Origin of the sequence: Streptomyces vilmorinianum (assembly GCF_005517195.1) — a bacterium.
Lineage (GTDB): Bacteria > Actinomycetota > Actinomycetes > Streptomycetales > Streptomycetaceae > Streptomyces > Streptomyces vilmorinianum.
On the sequence record NZ_CP040244.1, the window covers coordinates 6,748,134 to 6,766,073 of the forward strand.

Genomic DNA, 17,940 nt, shown 5'->3' on the forward strand with positions numbered 1-17,940 from the left:
GGGGCGACCGCCCGCCGGCTCAGACCAGTCGGCGGGCGGTCGCCCAGCGGGTCAGCTCGTGCCGGTTGGACAGCTGCAGCTTGCGCAGCACCGCCGAGACGTGCGACTCGACCGTCTTCACCGAGATGTAGAGCTGCTTGGCGATCTCCTTGTACGCGTATCCACGGGCGATCAGCCGCAGCACCTCGCGCTCCCGCTGGGTGAGCCGGTCGAGGTCCTCGTCCACCGGCGGGGCGTCGGTGGAGGCGAAGGCGTCGAGCACGAAGCCCGCCAGGCGGGGGGAGAACACCGCGTCGCCCTCCTGCACCCGGAAGATCGAGTCGACCAGGTCGGTGCCGGTGATCGTCTTGGTGACATAGCCGCGGGCGCCGCCCCGGATCACCCCGATGACGTCCTCCGCGGCGTCCGAGACCGAGAGGGCCAGGAAGCGGACCGGGTCCTCGGCCGCGGCCATCAGGTTCGCGCAGCGGCGCAGCACCTCGACCCCGCCGCCGCCCGGCAGATGCACGTCGAGCAGGACGACCTCGGGGCGGGTGGCGGTGATCACCGTGACGGCCTGGTCGACGTCGGCCGCCTCGCCGACCACCTCGACGCCGGTGACGTCGGTCCGGCCGATCTCGGCCTGCACGCCCGTGCGGAACATCCGGTGGTCGTCGACGAGCACGACCCGTACACGACGCTCCGTGGTCTGCGCCGCCGTCGATCCGGTCCCGGTCTCGTCGCTCATCCGTCCGCCCTCTCCATCTCAAGCTCCACTTCGGTGCCGCCGCCCGGCACGGACCGCAGCCGGGCCGAACCGCCGTTGCGCTGCATCCGGCCGATGATCGATTCTCGTACGCCCATCCGGTCGTCGGGTACGGAATCGAGGTCGAAGCCCGGCCCCCGGTCCCGAACGGAGACGAAGACCGTGCGGCCCTCGACCTCGGCGTACACCTGCACCGCCCCGCCCTCGCCACCGTACTTGGCGGCGTTGACCATCGCCTCGCGCGCGGCCTGCATCTGTGCGGCCAGTTTCTCGTCGAGCGGGCAGTCGCCGACGACCACGACCTCCAGCGGGACTCCGTGCTTGTCCTCGACCTCGGCCGCGGACCTCTTCACCGCCTCGGCGAGGGAATCGGGCTCCTCTCCCTCGTCCTTGCCGGTGCCCTCCGGCCGGTACAGCCAGTTGCGCAGCTCCCGCTCCTGGGCGCGGGCGAGTCGGCGGACCTCGCCCGGCTCGTCCGCGTTGCGCTGGATCAGCGTCAGCGTGTGCAGGACGGAGTCGTGGACATGGGCCGCGACCTCGGCGCGCTCCTGCGCGCGGATACGCATGGTCCGCTCCTCGGAGAGGTCCTGCGACATCCGCACCAGCCAGGGCCCGGCGAGCAGCGCGATGCCGGTGAGGACCGCTATGGCGGCGGTGAGCGCCGTGCCCAGCTGGGCCGCCGAACCGCGGACCACCATGAAGACGGTCAGACCCATGCCGACGAGCGCGACTCCCGCGAACCCGCGGACGAGCTGCAGGGTGCGTCTGTGGCGGCCGGGCTCGGTCCAGCTGGCCCGGCGGGCGTTGTCCGCCTGCCGCCAGACGAGCACCACACCGACGCCGATCAGGAGCGTGGGCCAGACATAGCGGTCCGCGTGATTGCCGAAGTCGATGTTGCCGACGAAGACGGCGGCGCCGAGCGCCAGCGCGATCAGCGCGAAGATCTGGCCGCGGTCGGGCTTGCGCAGCCGGCGCCGCCCGTCCGGGGTGGTCTCGAACACCGGGCGGGGCGCCGCCCGGCCGCCGACACCGAGCGGGACGACGATCCAGAAGACCGCGTACAGCAGGGCGCCGAGGCCGTCCGCGAGGAGCAGCGCCACGAACAGGGCGCGGACCCAGACCACGGGCAGCCCGAGATGTCCCGCGAGGCCGCGTGCGACACCGCCGAGCCACCGCCCGTCGGCGCTCCGGTAGAGCTTGCGCACGGGCGGTTCGTCGGTCTCGGTGACGGGGGCGGCTGCTGGCATGCACCGATCGTCACACGTACGGCCGGGCGTGGACATCAGGGACGGCCCTGAGATCGCCCCTAGGAAACGGCCCCTAGGAGTTTCTCGGGGTGGACCGCCCGCGGAATATCAGGGTCGGGCCAGGGTCGGCCCCGGTGCCGCGGCGGGGCGCCGGCCGTCACCATGGACGCATGACGCGTTCGATGTCCTCCCCGCACGAGGCCCCGCCGCCGGCGCAGGCCCCGCCCGTCACGTCCTTGCGCCGCTCGCGGCAGCACAAGGTCGTGGCCGGTGTGTGCGGGGGCCTCGGCCGGCACTTCGATCTCGACCCGGTGATCTTCCGCATCGCGGTCGGTGTGCTGTCCGTGACCGGCGGCATCGGGCTGATCTTCTACGGCTTCGCGTGGCTGCTCCTGCCGCTCGTGGGCGAGGAGGAGAACGAGGGCCGCAAGCTGCTCTCCGGCCGGGTCGACGGGGCCGCGCTCGCGGCCGTGCTGATGGCGCTGGTGGGCTGCGGTGTCTTCCTGTCGATGCTGAGCAACGGCGGGACGCTCGCGTTCGCGATGATGCTGTCGACAGCGGTGTGCGGCGCAGCGGCCTGGTCGCGGCGGCGCGTGCAGGTCGCCGCCGGTGACGGCGAGAGCCGGATGGACGCGGCGACGGCGGCCGCGGTCGCCGAGGCGCCGCCGGAGGCGAAGGCCCCGCCGCTGGCGGAGTTCTCTTGGTGGAAGGACCCCATAGTCAAGGACGGCTCGACCGGCAGGATCGCCGTCGGGTACCTCTGGGGACCGCACGGCGTGGTGGGCCCGGACGGCCGGCTCGAGAACGGCGAGGTCCCGGTGCCCGGCAGCCAGTGGGGCACGGAGGTACCGGAGGACGGGTGGCGGCCCGCGGCGTCGCCGGTCCGGCGCGGCCCGCGCTCCATCGGCGGACTGGTGTTCCTGCTCGCGCTGCTGGCCGGCGGCCTCGGCACGGGCCTGTCCTGGGAGGCCCATCCGCTCGGCACGAGTCTGCAGATCGGTCTGGTCGCCGCTCTGGGCGTGTTCGGTCTCGGCCTGGTGGTCAGCAGCTTCCTCGGCCGGACGGGGTTCGGGACGATCTTCCTGACCGTGGTCACCGCGGGCCTGCTCGCGGTGGCGGCGGCACTGCCCAAGGAGATCTCCACGGACTGGGCCCGTACGACCTGGCAGCCGGCGTCGGTCGCCGCCGTGCAGCCCCGCTACCAACTGGGCACGGGCGTCGGCACGCTCGACCTGTCGCACCTCGCGGTCCCCGCGGGCACGACGGTCGGCACGCAGGTGGAGGTCGGTGCCGGAAAGGTCGAAGTGATCGTCCCGAAGAACGTCACGGTGAAGCTGAGAGCCCAGGTCGGCCTGGGCGATCTGCAGCTGCCGCAGCAGCGCCCCGAGGACATCGACATCGCGCCGGACCGCGACGAGAGCCGTACGCTCGCCCCGCCGAAGGGCACCGCCCCCGGCGGGACGGTGAACCTCTCGCTCGAGGTCGGTCTCGGACAGGTGGAGGTCACCCGTGCTGCTTCATGAGTTCCGCCCCGGCCGGCTGATCGCCGGCGCGACCGCCCTCGGCCTCTCCGTGATGTACGCGGGCGACGCCGCGGACGCCTGGGCGACCCCCTGGTACGACGTGGTCCCGGTCCTCTGCGGCGGCCTGGGCGCGGCCGCCCTGGCTACCTGGGTCGCCTACCGTCTCCGCCGCCGCTCGGCGAGAACGGCATCGAGGGAGAACACGGAGGCGCCGGCGAGCACCAGCGGCAGCCAGGACATCAGATAGGCGAGGTCGTTGCCGTAGTAGTACGGGTCGGTCTGCCAGCTCACGGTCAGCCACAGGCTCAGGGAGATCAGCGCCCCGCCGAGCGCGGCCAGCCGGGCGAACAGGCCCAGCAGGGTCCCGATGCCGACGGCCAGCTCGCCGCAGGCGATGGCGTACCCGAAGCCGACGGGGTTGTTGAGCGCGAGGTCGACGAGGGCGGGGATGGCCGAGGTGTCCCGGACGCCGCGCATCATCTCGCCGATGGACCCGCTGCCGGTGTCGGACATGAAGGCGGAGTCCGTGATCTTGTCGAGCCCGGCGTAGATGAAGGTGACCCCGAGAAAGACCCGCAGTGGCAGCAGCGCGTATCGCGTCCCGGCCGCCTTCCACCCGGCGAGCCCGCCGCCCGTCGTTCCGTAGGAGCCGGTCGTCCCGGTCGTCCCGTGTCTGCGTCCTGGCATCGTCGGCCTGCCTCTCCACGCCCTGTCCGCAGAACCGATTGTCCCCGGACCCCCTCCCGATGGATACGCGGGAAACGCGCCGGAGGTTCAGGGCTCAGTCGACGACGTCGATCACGACCCGGTTGGTCTCCACGCCCGAGGCCGTCACCACCCACACCTCGACCCGCCCCGGCTCCACGTCCACCGGGAGCGGGACGGTGAGGACGGTGTCCGTCGGGTTGGCGAAGCCGCCCGGGACCGGGACCAGGGGGACATGGGCGTACACGGAGCCGATACGCACGACCAGGCGGGTCAACAGGTCCGGGCCGCTCGCTCCGGCCGGGACGAAACCGGTCCCCCTGATCTCGATGTCGTCGCCGGTGCGGATCGGGGCGTCCAGGTCGCCCGCCTCGCGCGAGCGGACGACGGAGAGGATCGCGGGCCGGCCGCCCTCCGTGCACTTCCCCGCGAGGTAGCCGGCCGCCACCACCGCGAGGAGCAGCACCAGGGACCAGGGCAGCTCGGGCAGCCGGTCGGGCGCGCGGCCGAGCCGTACGGCGCCGAGGACGAGGAGGGCGCCGGAGACCAGCACGTACGCGAGATCGGTGAGGCTCGCGCGGCCGTTGTCGTCGCAGAGGAGGTCGGCGGCGCGCGGGCGTTCGGCGCGGACCTTCTGCAGCCGCTGCCCCACCACCCGTACCCACACGATCCGGCGGGTGGCCACGGCGACCGCCGCCGTCAGGGCGAACGCGCTCAGCAGTCCGGCGCCGTCCGAAATCCCGAGGCCGATGGCGGCCGGGCCGGCGCCGGTGGCCAGACGCAGCGTGAGGATGAGAACGGCGTAGACGGCGAACAGCAGCCAGCCGGCCGCGACCGCGCGGGAGGTGGAGAGCCGGTTATCCTCCCCGATCAGCGGCGCGAGGGCCCCGCCGCGCGCCCGGTGGGCGTGGGCGGCGACGGTCAGCGGGACGGCGAGGACGAGCGCCGCGACCAGTCCGGCCGTGCGCGCCCCTGTCCATCCCGTGCCGATCGCCGTCAGCGCCTGGCCGAGGAGCAGCGCGAGGACCGCGCCCCAGACGGCGCCGAGGGTGGCGCGCCGGACGCTCCGGAGCCAGGCCTCCCCGGCCTCACGGCCGCGCGCGGCGACGGTGCGGGCCGACTGGGCGAGCGCGTCGGAGACCCACTGCCGGGAGGCGCCGGGCGAGTGCGCGACGGCGGCGGGCACCCCTTGGCCCGCGGCGAGTTCGTCCCGCCGGGCCAGGAACGCGGCGACGGCACGCCGGTGACCCACGCGCCCGCCCTGTGCGCACTGCGCGTGGTCACCGCACTGTCTCGCCTCTTGCACCGCCACGGTGTTCACTTCCCGATCGGTCAACTGGCCGTTGAGTCCAGGGAATTGTGCCGCACCCGAGAGCCTCCCGCCTGCTCCGAGCGCCCCGCGCGAGAGTGATTGAACCGTCATCACATTGACGTAAAGACAGCTGAGGACACCTTCTACGACAGGAGTTCGGGCTCCGCACGGCTGATCCTGCGCCACAGTGGCTGGTAGTTGACCCACGCGGCGAGGTCGGTGCCGAGCTGTTCGCGGGTGGCGACCGCCTCCCGATGCCCGATCGGCACCGGTTTGCCCGCAGCCCGCGCGGTCAGCTGGACCTGGGCGCACCGTTCCATCGCGATGAACCACCAGGCGGCCGCGTCGACCGAGGACCCGACGGTCAGCAGCCCGTGGTTGCGCAGCACGATCGCCTTGTACGGGCCGAGGGCGGTGGCGATCCGCCGCCCTTCCTCCGGGTCGACGGCGACACCGGTGTAGGCGTCGTAGAGCGCGTGGTCCTGATAGAACCCGCAGGCCTCCTGGGTGATCGGTTCGATCAGCTCGCCGAGGGCGGCGAGCGCCCGCCCGTAGGTGGAGTGGCTGTGGGCGACGGCGACGACATCGGGCCGGGCCCGGTGCACCTGCGCGTGGACGGCGAAGGCGGCCTGGTTGACGTGCGCGCCGCCCTGGAGCACCTGCCCGTCCCCGTTGACCAGGACGAGGTCGCTCACGGTCAGCTCGGCGAAGGGCGCGCCGAAGGGGTTCACCCAGTAACAGTCGGGGTACTGCGGGTCCCGGGCGGTGACATGCCCGGAGACGCCCTCCTCGTACCCGAACCGTCCGAAGAGTCTGAGCGCGCCCGCGAGTCTCTGCTTGCGGTACGTCCGCTCCTCATCGACGGTCTCGTGGACGGGAGGCATCGCGATGTGCAGCCGGTCCGCGGGGACGGGGGCAGGTATCTCGCTCATGCGCGGGAAGGTAACTCCGGGCCGTGCAACTGGCCAGAGAGATCACACGCCGAACACACCGAACACACCGAACACATGGAACAGACCGAACATGACGAAACCGCCGCCCCCGGATGGTGGGGGCGGCGGCCTCACAGGCGTACGGGAGCGACTACTCCCACTCGATGGTGCCCGGGGGCTTGCTCGTCACGTCGAGCACCACACGGTTCACATCGGCGACCTCGTTGGTGATCCGGGTCGAGATCCTCGCGAGCACGTCGTACGGCATGCGCGTCCAGTCCGCCGTCATCGCGTCCTCGGAGGAGACGGGGCGCAGGACGATCGGGTGGCCGTACGTGCGGCCGTCGCCCTGCACGCCCACGGAGCGCACATCGGCGAGCAGGACCACCGGGCACTGCCAGATCTCGCGGTCGAGACCGGCGGCCGTCAGCTCCTCGCGGGCGATGGCGTCGGCCTCGCGCAGCAGGTCGAGACGGTCCTTGGTGACCTCGCCGACGATACGGATACCGAGACCCGGGCCCGGGAAGGGCTGACGCTGGACGATCTCGTCCGGCAGGCCGAGCTCCTGGCCGACCATGCGGACCTCGTCCTTGAACAGCTGGCGCAGCGGCTCGACGAGCTCGAACTCCAGGTCCTCGGGGAGGCCGCCCACGTTGTGGTGGGACTTGATGTTCGCGGTGCCGGTGCCGCCACCGGACTCCACGATGTCCGGGTAGAGCGTGCCCTGGACGAGGAACGCGACGTCCTCGCCGGTGCCCGCCGACTCGGCGACGATCTCGGCCTGCGCCTGCTCGAAGACGCGGATGAACTCCCGGCCGATGATCTTCCGCTTCTCCTCGGGGTCGGAGACCCCGGCGAGCGCGGTGAGGAATCGCTCCTGCGCGTCGACGACCTTCAGCTGCACGCCGGTCGCCGCGACGAAGTCCTTCTCGACCTGCTCGGTCTCGCCCTTGCGCATCAGACCGTGGTCGACGTACACGCAGGTGAGCTGCGAGCCGATGGCCTTCTGCACGAGCGCGGCGGCCACGGCGGAGTCGACGCCACCGGACAGACCGCAGATGGCGCGCTTGCCGCCGACCTGCTCGCGGATGGCCGCGACCTGCTCGTCGATGACGTTGCCGGTGGTCCAGGTCGGCTCGATGCCGGCGCCCCGGTAGAGGAAGTGCTCCAGGATCTGCTGGCCGTGCGTGGAGTGCAGCACCTCGGGGTGGTACTGGACGCCGTACAGCTTCTTCTCGTCGTTCTCGAAGGCGGCGACCGGCACGACGTCCGTGGACGCGGTGACGGCGAAGCCCTCGGGGGCGGCGGAGCAGGCGTCGCCGTGCGACATCCACACGGACTGCTCGGTCGGGGTGCCCTCGAAGAGCGTCGACCCGGCCTTGGAGACGTGCAGCGGCGTACGGCCGTACTCGCGGGCGCCCGTGTTGTCGACGGTGCCACCGAGGGTGGTCGCCATCAGCTGGAAGCCGTAGCACATGCCGAAGACCGGGACACCGGCCTCGAAGAGCGCGCGGTCGAGGCGCGGGGCGCCCTCCGCGTACACGGAGGAGGGGCCGCCGGAGAGGATGATCGCCTTCGGCTTCTTGGCCAGCATCTCGGCCACCGGCATGGTGGACGGGACGATCTCGCTGTAGACCCGCGCCTCACGGACGCGTCGGGCGATGAGCTGTGCGTACTGGGCGCCGAAGTCGACAACGAGGACTACGTCCGGGTTGGTGACGTCGGGCGCGGCAGCGGGAGTCGCTGATGACACTACGGCGGCCTTCCGGCGGTAGGAGGGGGTCCCCGAAGGGGGCTCTTTGAGGGGGGCTCTTTGTCGATTCTACCGGCGCGCCGCGGTCGCTTTTCGTCTCACCATCCGAACCCGGGTTGGCCCGGGCCCCGGGGCGGGGTCCATACTGTCCGCATGCGCAAGCTCACGACCTTCGTCTTTACCTATGGCACCGGCCCGTCCGGCTGCCATGGTCGTGCTGCTTGAGCAACTGACAAGCGACTTCCCAGGCGCCCCGGGCCGACAAGGCCCGGGGCGTTCTGTCGTTTCCGGGCCGTGCCGCTCCAGGGCATCCCCCGCAAAGGAGCCCCACCATGACCACGAAGACCGCTGAGAAGACCGGCGCCCGCACCGACGAGGCCGCCGCGCTCATCGGCGACGCCCGCGAGCGGATCGACGCGCTCGACGACCGGATCATCGGCCTGATCCAGGAACGGATGGCGATCTCGGCCGTCATCCAGGAGGCCCGGATCGGCTCGGGCGGCCGCCGCGTGAACCTCGCGCGCGAGATGGAGGTGCTCGGCCACTACCGGGACGCGCTGGGCAAGCCGGGTACGGCGCTGGCCATGACGATGCTGGAGCTGTGCCGCGGCCGCATCTGACCCGCGGGCCGCATCGACGTCCGGACCGCATCGACGTCCGGGCCACGTCGGCGCCACGTCACCCCCGCAGGGGCGGGGGTACGGATCTGAGTTCGGGCCCGCTCTCACCCGTACGGCGCGTGACCGCCTCCCGCACCCCTTCGTTGGTCGTGGTGTCCGTGCCAGCCAGGGGCGGGCCCGAAAAATCCACGCGTGGCTTCGCTGGGGCGTGTGACGTACCGCAAGTGCGTCGTGGGACCTCGCCTCAGCGCGTGTGACCGGACGGCAGGGGACAGCAGCCCGGTCACCCAGTAAGGGCGGTCGGCCCCGGGGACGCCCGGGGCCGACCGCAACCGGTCCAGACGATGCGAGACACGCCCACACCTCCCGTCCTCCCCATGGCCCCATTGACCCATCACCCCCGCGCGGCGCACCTCCCCCGGCGCCGCTCCCCCTCGGCACCGCCGCTGCCACTGACACCGGTGCCGATCTCCGAGGGCCCCGCGGCGCGACCGGAATCGCGCCGCGGGGCCCTTGTGCTTGTACGTGCCAGCGATGTGACGCGGAACACACCAGGAATTCGGCGATCGGCGTGCAACCAATCACTCCCGTCGCAGGTCATGCATGCAGCACCACCCAGAAACTGGAGAGGCGCTGCACTCGGAGGGGGGTGCAGCGCCTCTTCCGTCTCTCGGCCACAGGCCACGGTTCACTGGCTACGAGCTACGAGCTACGGGCCCCGGGCCGCGGGCCACTGGCTTCGGGCTACGGCAGCTGCTTCTTCGGCGGGACCGCCGGCATTCCCAGGAACGGAAGCTTCAGCGCGCCGAAGGCGTCCGCCGGGACCGCCGGCGCCTTCGGGGCGACCGCGGCGAGGCGGACGTACTCCTCGCCCTGACGCGGGCGCGGGTCCTCCTCCCCCTTGTTCGGCCAGAACGACATCGCCCGCTCCGCCTGGGCCGTGATCGTCAGCGACGGGTTGACGCCGAGGTTGGCGGAGACCGCCGCCCCGTCGACCACCGAGATGCCCGGATGGCCGAACAGGCGGTGGTACGGGTCGATGACACCGGACGCGGCGTCGGCGCCGATCGGGCAGCCGCCCAGGAAGTGCGCGGTCAGCGGGGTGCCCATCAGCTCGCCGATGTTGGAGCCGGCGAAGCCGTTGATCTCCTCGGCGAGCAGCGACGCCGCACGGGTCGCCTCCGGGATCTGGTTCGGGTTCGGGGCGCCGTGGCCCTGGCGGGCCGTGAGCAGGCCCTTGCCGAGACCGCGGGGCTTGCGGAAGGTCGTCAGGGAGTTGTCCAGGGACTGCATGACGAGGCCGATGATGGTCCGCTCCGACCAGCGGCGGTTGGAGAGGGAGCGGACGGCGAGCGCGGGGTGCTTGACGAGCTCCAGGAGCCAGTTCCGTACCCGGTGCGCGCCGTACGGCACCTGGAGGATCGTCATGCCGCCCATGGCGTTGGAGCCCTTGCCGTAGCGGACCGGCTCGATGTGGGTGTTCTCGTCCGGGTGGATCGAGGAGGTGATCGCGACCCCGCGCGTGAAGTCGGCCTTCGCCGCGCCGTGCTTCTTGCGGTAGCGCCGGTCGGTGGTCTGCGAGCCGACGAGCGCCTCGGAGTTCGTCCGCGTCAGCTCGCCGAGCCGGGCCGAGATCCGGGGCAGCAGCCCGGAGTCCTTCATCCGGTGCAGCAGCGTCTGTGTGCCATACGTACCGGCCGCGACGACGACCCGGCGCGCCGTGAACGTACGCCCGCCCGCCTCCCGACCACCACCCCTCACCGAGGCGCTTCGCGCCGCCCCTCCTTGTCGTCCTTTGCGCCGGTGGTCGGTGGGGAGGGTCTTGACGGCGAAGCCGCCCCGCGAGTCCTCGGTGAGGGCGACCACCGAGGTCATGGGGTGGACCACGGCGCCGGCCTTCTCGGCGAGGTGGAGGTAGTTCTCGTTGAGGGTGTTCTTGGCGCCGTGGCGGCAGCCCGTCATGCACTCGCCGCACTCGGTACAGGCCCGCCGGGAGGGTCCCGCGCCGCCGAAGTACGGGTCGGCGACCTCCGCGCCCGGCTTCGCCTTCACCGTTCCGTCGGCGTCGTCGCCGTCCCCGAAGAAGACACCGACCGGCGCCATGTGGAAGGTGTCGCCGATCCCCATGGCCCGCGCGGTCGCCTTGAGATGGACGTCCGAGGGGGTCACGGTCGGGTTGAGGCGGACGCCCAGCATCCGCTTGGCCTGGTCGTAGTACGGCGCCAGCTCCTCCTGCCAGTCCGTGATGTCCTTCCACTGCGGGTCCTCGAAGAACGGCGCGGGCGGCACGTAGAGGGTGTTGGCGTAGTTCAGGGAGCCGCCGCCGACCCCCGCGCCCGCCAGGACCATCACATTGCCCAGCAGGTGGATGCGCTGGATGCCGTAGAGGCCGAGGGCGGGGGCCCAGAGGAAGTTCTTCAGGTCCCAGGAGTTCCTGGGCAGTTCCGTACGGGTGAAGCGGCGGCCCGCTTCCAGGACCCCGACGCGGTAGCCCTTCTCGGTCAGCCGGAGGGCCGTGACCGAGCCGCCGAAGCCGGAGCCGACGACGATGACGTCGTAGTCGTACGCCGAGTCCAGGTCGTCCTCGTCCTGATTCTGGGCAGGGGGTACCGCGGTCATGGCTCTCCTCGTACGAAACCGGTGTGAAGGGGGCGGCGGTGGGCTCAGCGCAGGCGCAGGGCCTTCATCGCCTTCAGGGACAGGCTCATGAACGCGGCGTACCGCTCGTCGTCCATCCCGAAGGACGGCGCGAGCGGGATCAGCCGCTGCTGGGCCACGGTCTGGGCCTCGGTGAACTTGAGGATGCCCTCCGAGCCGTGTCGTCGGCCGAGCCCGGAGTCCTTCATTCCGCCCATGGGCGCGCGGACGCTGCCGTACGCCGGCGCGTACCCCTCGTTGATGTTGACGGTGCCGGTGCGCAGCCGGGCGGCGACGGCGTGGCCCCGCCGCGCGTCCTTCGTCCAGACCGAGGAGTTGAGCCCGTACGGGGTGGCGTTGGCCAGCTCGACGACCTCGTCCTCGTCCTTGAAGCGGTAGATCGAGACGACCGGGCCGAAGGTCTCCTCGGAGCAGACCGCCATCGGGGCCTCGACTCCGTCGAGGATCGTCGGCTCGTAGAAGAGCGGGCCGATGTCGGGGCGGGCGACGCCGCCCGCGACGAGCTTGGCGCCCTTGGCGACGGCCTCCTCGACGTGGCGGGAGACGGTCTCCAGCTGCCGCTCGCCGACGAGGGAGCCCATGTCGGCGCCGTAGGAGAGGGAGTTGCCGAGCCGCATCGCCTTCGTACGGGCGGCGAAGCGGGCCACGAAGTCGTCGGCGACCGACTCGTGGACGTACAGCCGCTCGATGGAGATGCAGAGCTGTCCGGCGGAGGAGAAGCAGGCGCGGACGGCGCCGGCGGCCGCCTTCTCGATGTCGGCGTCCTTCAGGACCAGCATGGCGTTCTTGCCGCCGAGTTCGAGCGTCACGCCGACGAGCCGGGCGGCGGCACCCTGGGCGACCTCGCGGCCGGTACGGGTGGAGCCGGTGAAGGAGACGTAGTCGGCGTGCTTGACGACCTCGGGTCCGACGACCGGTCCGTCGCCGATGACGACCTGGAAGACCTCGGCGGGCAGACCGGCCTCGATGAGCAGGTCGCGGGCCCAGAGCGCGGTGAGCGCGGTCTCGGTGTCGGGCTTCATGACGACGGCGTTGCCCGCGACGAAGGCGGGTATCGCGTCGCCGATCGAGAGCTCCAGCGGGTAGTTCCAGGGCGCGATCTGGCCGACGACGCCGCGCGGCTGGCGCAGCTCGGTGACCTTCGTGAGGGTCGGGACGACGCCGGTGTGACGCTTGGGCCGCAGGTACGAGGGGGCCTTGCGGCCGTAGTGGCGGGCGGCGACGGCGACCGAGAGGACCTCTTCGTGGGCGTGCAGGCGCGCCTTGCCGGTCTCCAGCTGGATGAGGTCGAGCACCTCGGCCTGGCGCTCCAGGATCAGGTCGTGGAAGCGGAGCAGCACTGCGGCGCGGGCGCGGACCGGGGTCGCGGCCCAGGCGCCCTGGGCCGCGCGGGCGCGGGCGAAGGCCTCGGCGACGTCCTCGGGGGTGGACTCGGGCAGCTCGGCCAGCCGCTCCCCGGTGAAGGGGGTGTGGTTCGCGGTGCGGCCGGAACCGACGACTCCGCGGGTGAGCTGGGCGACCACGTCGGGCGTGACCACGTCGGCGGCGGTGCGGGCACCGGCAGGCGAGGGAGCGAGAGGGTTCGTACCGGGGGCGGTGGTGGCCGTGACCGTGGTGGCGAGTGCCTGCGAGTCCGTCATGAGGGGGAGAGTAGGCGGCATCCCCGCCTTTGGGTACCCGTCGGTAATACGTTTTCACCGGGTGCGCACAATCGCGCCAGTGATCGCTGGCATGTAAGCCCTGATCAGGGGCTTACGGTCGGCCGGGCGTGCGAATTGTGGATTCGCGGCGGATCGGTCGCCCCCGGCCGGTCGCCCCCCGTCAGTCGCCCGGCGCCCGCCAGTGCTGCAGCACGATGTCGAACTGTTCCCGGGTGGTCTCCCAGCTCGACTCCGGCGAGGCCATGAACAGGGCGTACTCGGTGCCGTCGTCCCCGAAGTACAGCTGGTCGATCGCGTGCCTCGGGCCCGGGAAGTCCGCCTTCTCCTGCCAGGTGAACTCCCACAGGGCGGAGCGGACCTGGTCGCGGTAGGTGTTCTGGTTCAGCAGGACCTTCTGGTACTGGGCCCGCCTCTTCACCGTCTTCTCCAGGTCCAGCGCGTGCATGTAGGGATTCTCGAAGTCGGGCGTGGGGTCGATGCTGATCCGGATCCGGTGGCGTCCGTTGTCCGGCGTGTAGTCGATGTTGTCGCCGTTCATCTGGCGCTTCCAGCCCTCGGGCACCGCCAGGCTGAAGCCCTCGGGGTCCTCGACGCGGCGCCAGCCGGCCGGGAGAGAACCCTTCGCGGTCTTCGTCGCCTCGGGCTGCGTGCTGTGACCGGCGCCCCCGGCCTTGCCGCCTCCGCCGGAGTAGTGCATGGCGGCGAAGACGGCTCCACCGGCGACCAGACCGGCGAGAACGGCCGCCATGGCCACCGTTCGCCACCGGCCACGACCGCCCTGGGCGGCGGGCGCGGACGGGGCGAACGGCGCGGACGGGGCGAACGGCGCGGACGGGTCGGCGAGCGTCGGGGCGGTGGCCGAACGGGCCCCGGCCGAAGGAGACGTGGCAGAGGGCCCCGCCGGCTCCGGCATCCGTGCGGTCGCGGAGGTCAGTTCCCCCTGCCCCACCCGCTGCGTCGGCACGTACGCCTGCGCCTCGGCCGGTCGACGGCCCTCCATGGCGTCGAGCAGCATCCGCTCGGCCTCGTCCGCGGCCGGCCGGTCCGCGGGGTCCTTGCGGAGCAGCGCGACGATGACGGGGGCCAGCGGGCCCGCCTTCTCCGGGTGCGGCGGCTCCTCGGTCACCACGGCCTGCATGGTGCTGATCGGCGAGGTCCGCCGGAACGGCGAGGTGCCCTCCACCGCCGTGTACAGCGTCGCGCCCAGCGACCAGAGGTCGGAGGCGGGCCCCGGATCCCCGCCCCGTACCCGCTCGGGCGCCAGATAGTCGATGGAGCCGACGAGTTCACCGGTCCGTGTGATCGTCGAGTCGCCCTCGATCGCCGCGATGCCGAAGTCGGTGAGCAGCACGCGTCCGTCGCGGGCCAGCAGGACGTTGCCGGGCTTGACGTCCCGGTGCAGCACCCCCGCCGCGTGCGCGGCGCGCAGGGCCCCGAGGACGTGCAGCCCGATCCTGGCCGCCTCGCGGGCCTCGATCGTGCCGGACTCCTTCGCGGCGTCCGCGAGCGAGGGCCCGTCGACGTACTGCATCACGATCCACGGCCGGTCGTCGTGCTCCAGCACGTCGTGCACGGTGACCACGCCCGGGTGGGTGATCCGCGCCGCGGCCCGGGCCTCTTTCTGCGTACGGGCGTGCAGAACCAGCCGGTCGGCCTCGGCCACGAACCGACCCGCCGTCAACTCCTTGACCGCCACGACCCGGTGCAGGACCTCGTCGTGCGCTCGCCAGACCTTGCCCATGCCGCCGCGGCCGATGGTCTCGCCCAGCCGGTATCGCCCGGCGAGCAGCAGCCCCGCGGCGGTATCCGCACTCTGTGAATGTTCCACTGTCCCCCGCCTGTTCCTTCGGATTCCAGGTTACGGAGGGGGGTACGGGGTACGGAACCTCGGGGCGGGCAAAGGAACCGCACTGTGACCCAGCCAACGAGAACCGGCCCTTTTCGGCCAGGTGGGCGGGTCGTCACATCTCAGCGCGTGGAGCGGTACGCCTTCACCGCCTGGTCGTAGATCTCGGACACCTTGTCGCGTTCGCTCTCCGGTCCGATGACCTGGACGACGTGGTAGCGGCCGGCCTCGATGAGGGCGAGGTTGCGGACGAAGACCTCGCGACCTGTGGTGTCCTGCCACGTGAACTGACCCACCGCCATGGCCTGCTGACCCACGTCGATGCGGCGCAGACCGGAGGCGCTGGACCAGGAGGAGTCCCGCCACGGCTGGAGCTCGCGCTCCTTGGTGCGCTGGTACGCCATCGGGTCGGAGCCGTTGGCCTGCACGGTGTCCCGGCCGGGGACGACGATCAGGGTGAAATCGCCCCCTGTGTAGCGGACTTGTCCGGCGTCGTTGATCGGGCTGCGGCGCCAGCCCTCGGCGACGCCGATCTGGAAGCCCTCGGGGTCCTTGCGCAGGGTGTAGCCGGCGGCGAGCGCCGGGGTGCTGGGGGTGGCGGCCGGCGGGCTCGTCTTCGGGGAACTCGGCGCGGTGCTCGGTGCGGTACTCGGCCGGGTGCTCGTCCCGGAGCTCGGCTCGCCGCTCTGACCGGCGGGCGGGGCGGACTGTCCGGTGGGCCGGCCGTCGGGCTGTTCGCCTTCGGCGCCGTTCTTGGGCATGAACATCACGGCGTACGCGATCGTCCCGCCGAGCAGCAGCAGAATCAGCAACAGGAGCGTACGGCCGAGGGACCGAGGGGACCGGGACGCGCCGGACGAGCGCGGTGCACGGGGCGCGCGCGGGGCCCGCTGCGGGAGCTCCTCGTGGAAGTGCTCCTGCCGGAACTCGCGGCGCTCGTCGTGGCGCTGGTCGTGGCGGTGGTCGTACCGCTGGTCGCTTCGTACGCCCTGGGGCTCGTCGTGGCGCGGCGCGTCCTGGTGGCGCCTGCCCTTCCTGTGACGATGACGGCCGCCGGCCGCTCCACCGCGGCGCCTGCGCACCAGTTCGCCGCGGCGCCGCACGACGGGCAGCCGCGTCGCGTCCACAGAGGGCAGCGGCACGATCCCCACGCCGGCCTCCGGCTCCGGCGCGGACCGTACGAGGGAACGCAGCCAGCCGCGCAGCTCCTCGAAGTCGGGGCGCTCGGTGGGGTCCTGGCGCAGCAGGGACTCGACGACCGGGCGCAGCGGGCCGCACTCCTCGGCGAAGGCGGGGGGTTCGGCGCAGACGAGCTGGACGAGCTCGGCCGCGTTGTCCTCGGGGTACGGGGCGTGGCCCTGCACGGCGCGGTAGAGCAGCGCGCCGAGCGCCCAGAGGTCGGTGGACGGGCCGATGGGCGGGGCGAGGCGCCAGTTCTCGTGGACCGGGCCCGCCTGCTCGGGCGCCCAGCGCTCGGTGACGGCGCCGACGACCGCGATCCGGGCCTGACGGGCCCGCTCGCCCGCGAGCCGGGTGGCCGGACCGCGGTAGACGGTCGCCGGACCACTCCCGTCCGCAGGTCCGTCCCAGCCGCCGGAGGCCGGTACGGGGACGGGGACAGGGGCGGGCACGGGTTCGGGCGCGGGGGTGTAGCCGGCCGGGAGCGCGGGGCGGCCGGAGCCCGGAAGCACCTGGCCGCCGCCCGCCGGGATGGGGCCGGAGCCGTCGCGCGAGGCATGGGGGCCGTCGCTCCAGCTCCCGGCGAGCAACGCGCGGGGCGGCCCGCCGCCTTCGCTCCCTGTCCCGTATCGCTTCGGGTACTGGTTCGGGTACTGGTTCGGGTACTCGGCCGGGTACCCGTCGTCGGTGTCGTCCTCGTCATCGTCGTCCACCGCCTGGGACCACCACTGCGGCTCCGGGCCGAGGCCCTGCGCGGGCACGGGTGCGGGAAGCGGCGGCAGCGGAACAGCGCGGTCGGACTCGGACTCAGGGTCGGGCTCGGACTCAGGGTCGGGCTGGGGCTCGGACTCCGGGGCGGGGTCCTGGATCGGACGCTGCACGGGGACGGCGCCGGTCGCGGTCTCGCCGAGCTGCGCGGCGGCGCGGGCCCCCGCCCGGTAGGCGGCGATGGCGCCCGCGCGGGCCGCCCGTACATCCGCGGCCGGACTCGTCACCGGCGCGCCGGGACCGCCCGACGGGCCGGCGGCACCCGGCAGTTCGGGGCGCGCCGGCGGCTCGATCTCGGAATGACCCCGCGCTTCGGGCACGGCCGCGGCCCCGGGCGGCGGTTCCTCCTCGCCTCCGTCGACGTCCCCGTACCCGCGCTCGTCCTCCTCGGTGAACGGCACGGGCGCGTAGCCGCAGAGGGCCTCCTCCGCAGCGCCCGCCGCGAGCCCGGTCAGGACCACGCGTCCGTCGTCGCAGACGAGCACGGTCCGTGTGGTGATGTTCCGGTGGGTCCAGCCGTGCGCGTGCAGCGCGCGCAGGGCGGTGAGGACGTCGGAGCCGATCTCGGCGGCGCGGTACGGGCTCAGTGGCCGCTCGGCGAGGAGGGCCGCCAGCGGCCTGGCCCCGACCAGTTCACTCACTATCCACAGCGAACCGGCCTCCGCGAACACGTCGAAGACCTGGTCGAGGCGCGGGTGGTCCGGGATCTGCGCGGCGGCCTGCGCCGCCTCCACGGCGCGCCGCACCGCGGGGTCGGCGGGCCGCCGGGTCGCCCGGCCGGAGACGCGGTGCGGGGTGAAACCGGTGCCGTCGTCGTCGACGACCTCGGCGTCGACCACCTCGGGCAACGGCACCTGGCGGACCAGGACCTCCTGCCCGCTGTACGTGTCGAAGGCGCGCGTCTCGACGAGTTCGTACGCGTCCGAGGGAGGCAGGGGCAGGCGATAGCGGTCGGCGAGCACCCTTCCCGCGTAGTCGTCCACGACGCCTC

12 protein-coding genes are annotated in these 17,940 nt (G+C 72.5%); 2 read left to right on the top strand and 10 right to left on the bottom strand.

Features of this window, described 5'->3' with window-relative positions; all coding sequences use genetic code 11:
* Positions 1 to 19 precede the first annotated feature (19 nt).
* Complete coding sequence (locus FDM97_RS31225; protein ID WP_137993861.1) at positions 20 to 727, bottom strand: LuxR C-terminal-related transcriptional regulator; 708 nt, start codon at positions 725 to 727, stop codon at positions 20 to 22.
* Entirely contained in the window at positions 724 to 1,992 is a 1,269-nt protein-coding gene (locus tag FDM97_RS31230; RefSeq protein WP_137993863.1) for an ATP-binding protein, read from the bottom strand. The genes FDM97_RS31225 and FDM97_RS31230 overlap by 4 nt, the downstream gene beginning before the upstream one ends.
* Before the next feature lie 170 nt (positions 1,993 to 2,162).
* Here FDM97_RS31230 and FDM97_RS31235 point away from each other — a divergent pair, with 170 nt between their 5' ends.
* The gene (locus FDM97_RS31235; RefSeq protein ID WP_137993865.1) at positions 2,163 to 3,515 is read left to right on the top strand and encodes a PspC domain-containing protein; all 1,353 of its coding nucleotides are present in this window, start codon (positions 2,163 to 2,165) and stop codon (positions 3,513 to 3,515) included.
* Between the two features lie 156 nt (positions 3,516 to 3,671).
* Here the strand turns inward: FDM97_RS31235 and FDM97_RS31245 are convergent, their stop codons facing one another.
* The 4 genes from FDM97_RS31245 to guaA form a co-directional block, all read right to left on the bottom strand.
* A complete protein-coding gene (locus tag FDM97_RS31245; RefSeq protein ID WP_137993869.1) occupies positions 3,672 to 4,202 on the bottom strand; it encodes a DoxX family protein in 531 nt (176 codons plus the stop codon).
* Positions 4,203 to 4,296: 94 nt separating this feature from the next.
* Entirely contained in the window at positions 4,297 to 5,532 is a 1,236-nt protein-coding gene (locus FDM97_RS31250; RefSeq protein WP_432816265.1) for a hypothetical protein, read from the bottom strand.
* Positions 5,533 to 5,675: 143 nt separating this feature from the next.
* On the bottom strand, positions 5,676 to 6,464 hold the full coding sequence (locus tag FDM97_RS31255; RefSeq protein WP_137993872.1) for a class II aldolase/adducin family protein: 789 nt from the start codon (positions 6,462 to 6,464) through the stop codon (positions 5,676 to 5,678).
* 151 nt (positions 6,465 to 6,615) lie between these two features.
* Entirely contained in the window at positions 6,616 to 8,217 is a 1,602-nt protein-coding gene (gene guaA / locus FDM97_RS31260) for a glutamine-hydrolyzing GMP synthase (RefSeq protein ID WP_137993873.1), read from the bottom strand.
* 332 nt (positions 8,218 to 8,549) lie between these two features.
* Between guaA and FDM97_RS31265 the strand changes: the two genes are divergently transcribed.
* Positions 8,550 to 8,837, top strand: coding sequence for a chorismate mutase (locus tag FDM97_RS31265; RefSeq protein WP_137993874.1), 288 nt, complete (start codon positions 8,550 to 8,552; stop codon positions 8,835 to 8,837).
* Between the two features lie 744 nt (positions 8,838 to 9,581).
* Here the strand turns inward: FDM97_RS31265 and FDM97_RS31270 are convergent.
* From FDM97_RS31270 to FDM97_RS31285, 4 genes are all read right to left on the bottom strand, one after another.
* Positions 9,582 to 11,456, bottom strand: coding sequence for a GMC oxidoreductase (locus tag FDM97_RS31270; RefSeq protein ID WP_137993875.1), 1,875 nt, complete (start codon positions 11,454 to 11,456; stop codon positions 9,582 to 9,584).
* Positions 11,457 to 11,500: 44 nt separating this feature from the next.
* Positions 11,501 to 13,135 (bottom strand): succinic semialdehyde dehydrogenase, encoded by a 1,635-nt coding sequence (locus FDM97_RS31275; protein WP_137993876.1) that lies wholly within the window; start codon positions 13,133 to 13,135, stop codon positions 11,501 to 11,503.
* Positions 13,136 to 13,316: 181 nt separating this feature from the next.
* Positions 13,317 to 14,984 (bottom strand): serine/threonine-protein kinase, encoded by a 1,668-nt coding sequence (locus FDM97_RS31280; RefSeq protein ID WP_137993877.1) that lies wholly within the window; start codon positions 14,982 to 14,984, stop codon positions 13,317 to 13,319.
* 140 nt (positions 14,985 to 15,124) lie between these two features.
* The gene (locus FDM97_RS31285; RefSeq protein WP_137993878.1) at positions 15,125 to 17,932 is read right to left on the bottom strand and encodes a protein kinase; all 2,808 of its coding nucleotides are present in this window, start codon (positions 17,930 to 17,932) and stop codon (positions 15,125 to 15,127) included.
* Positions 17,933 to 17,940 lie beyond the last annotated feature (8 nt).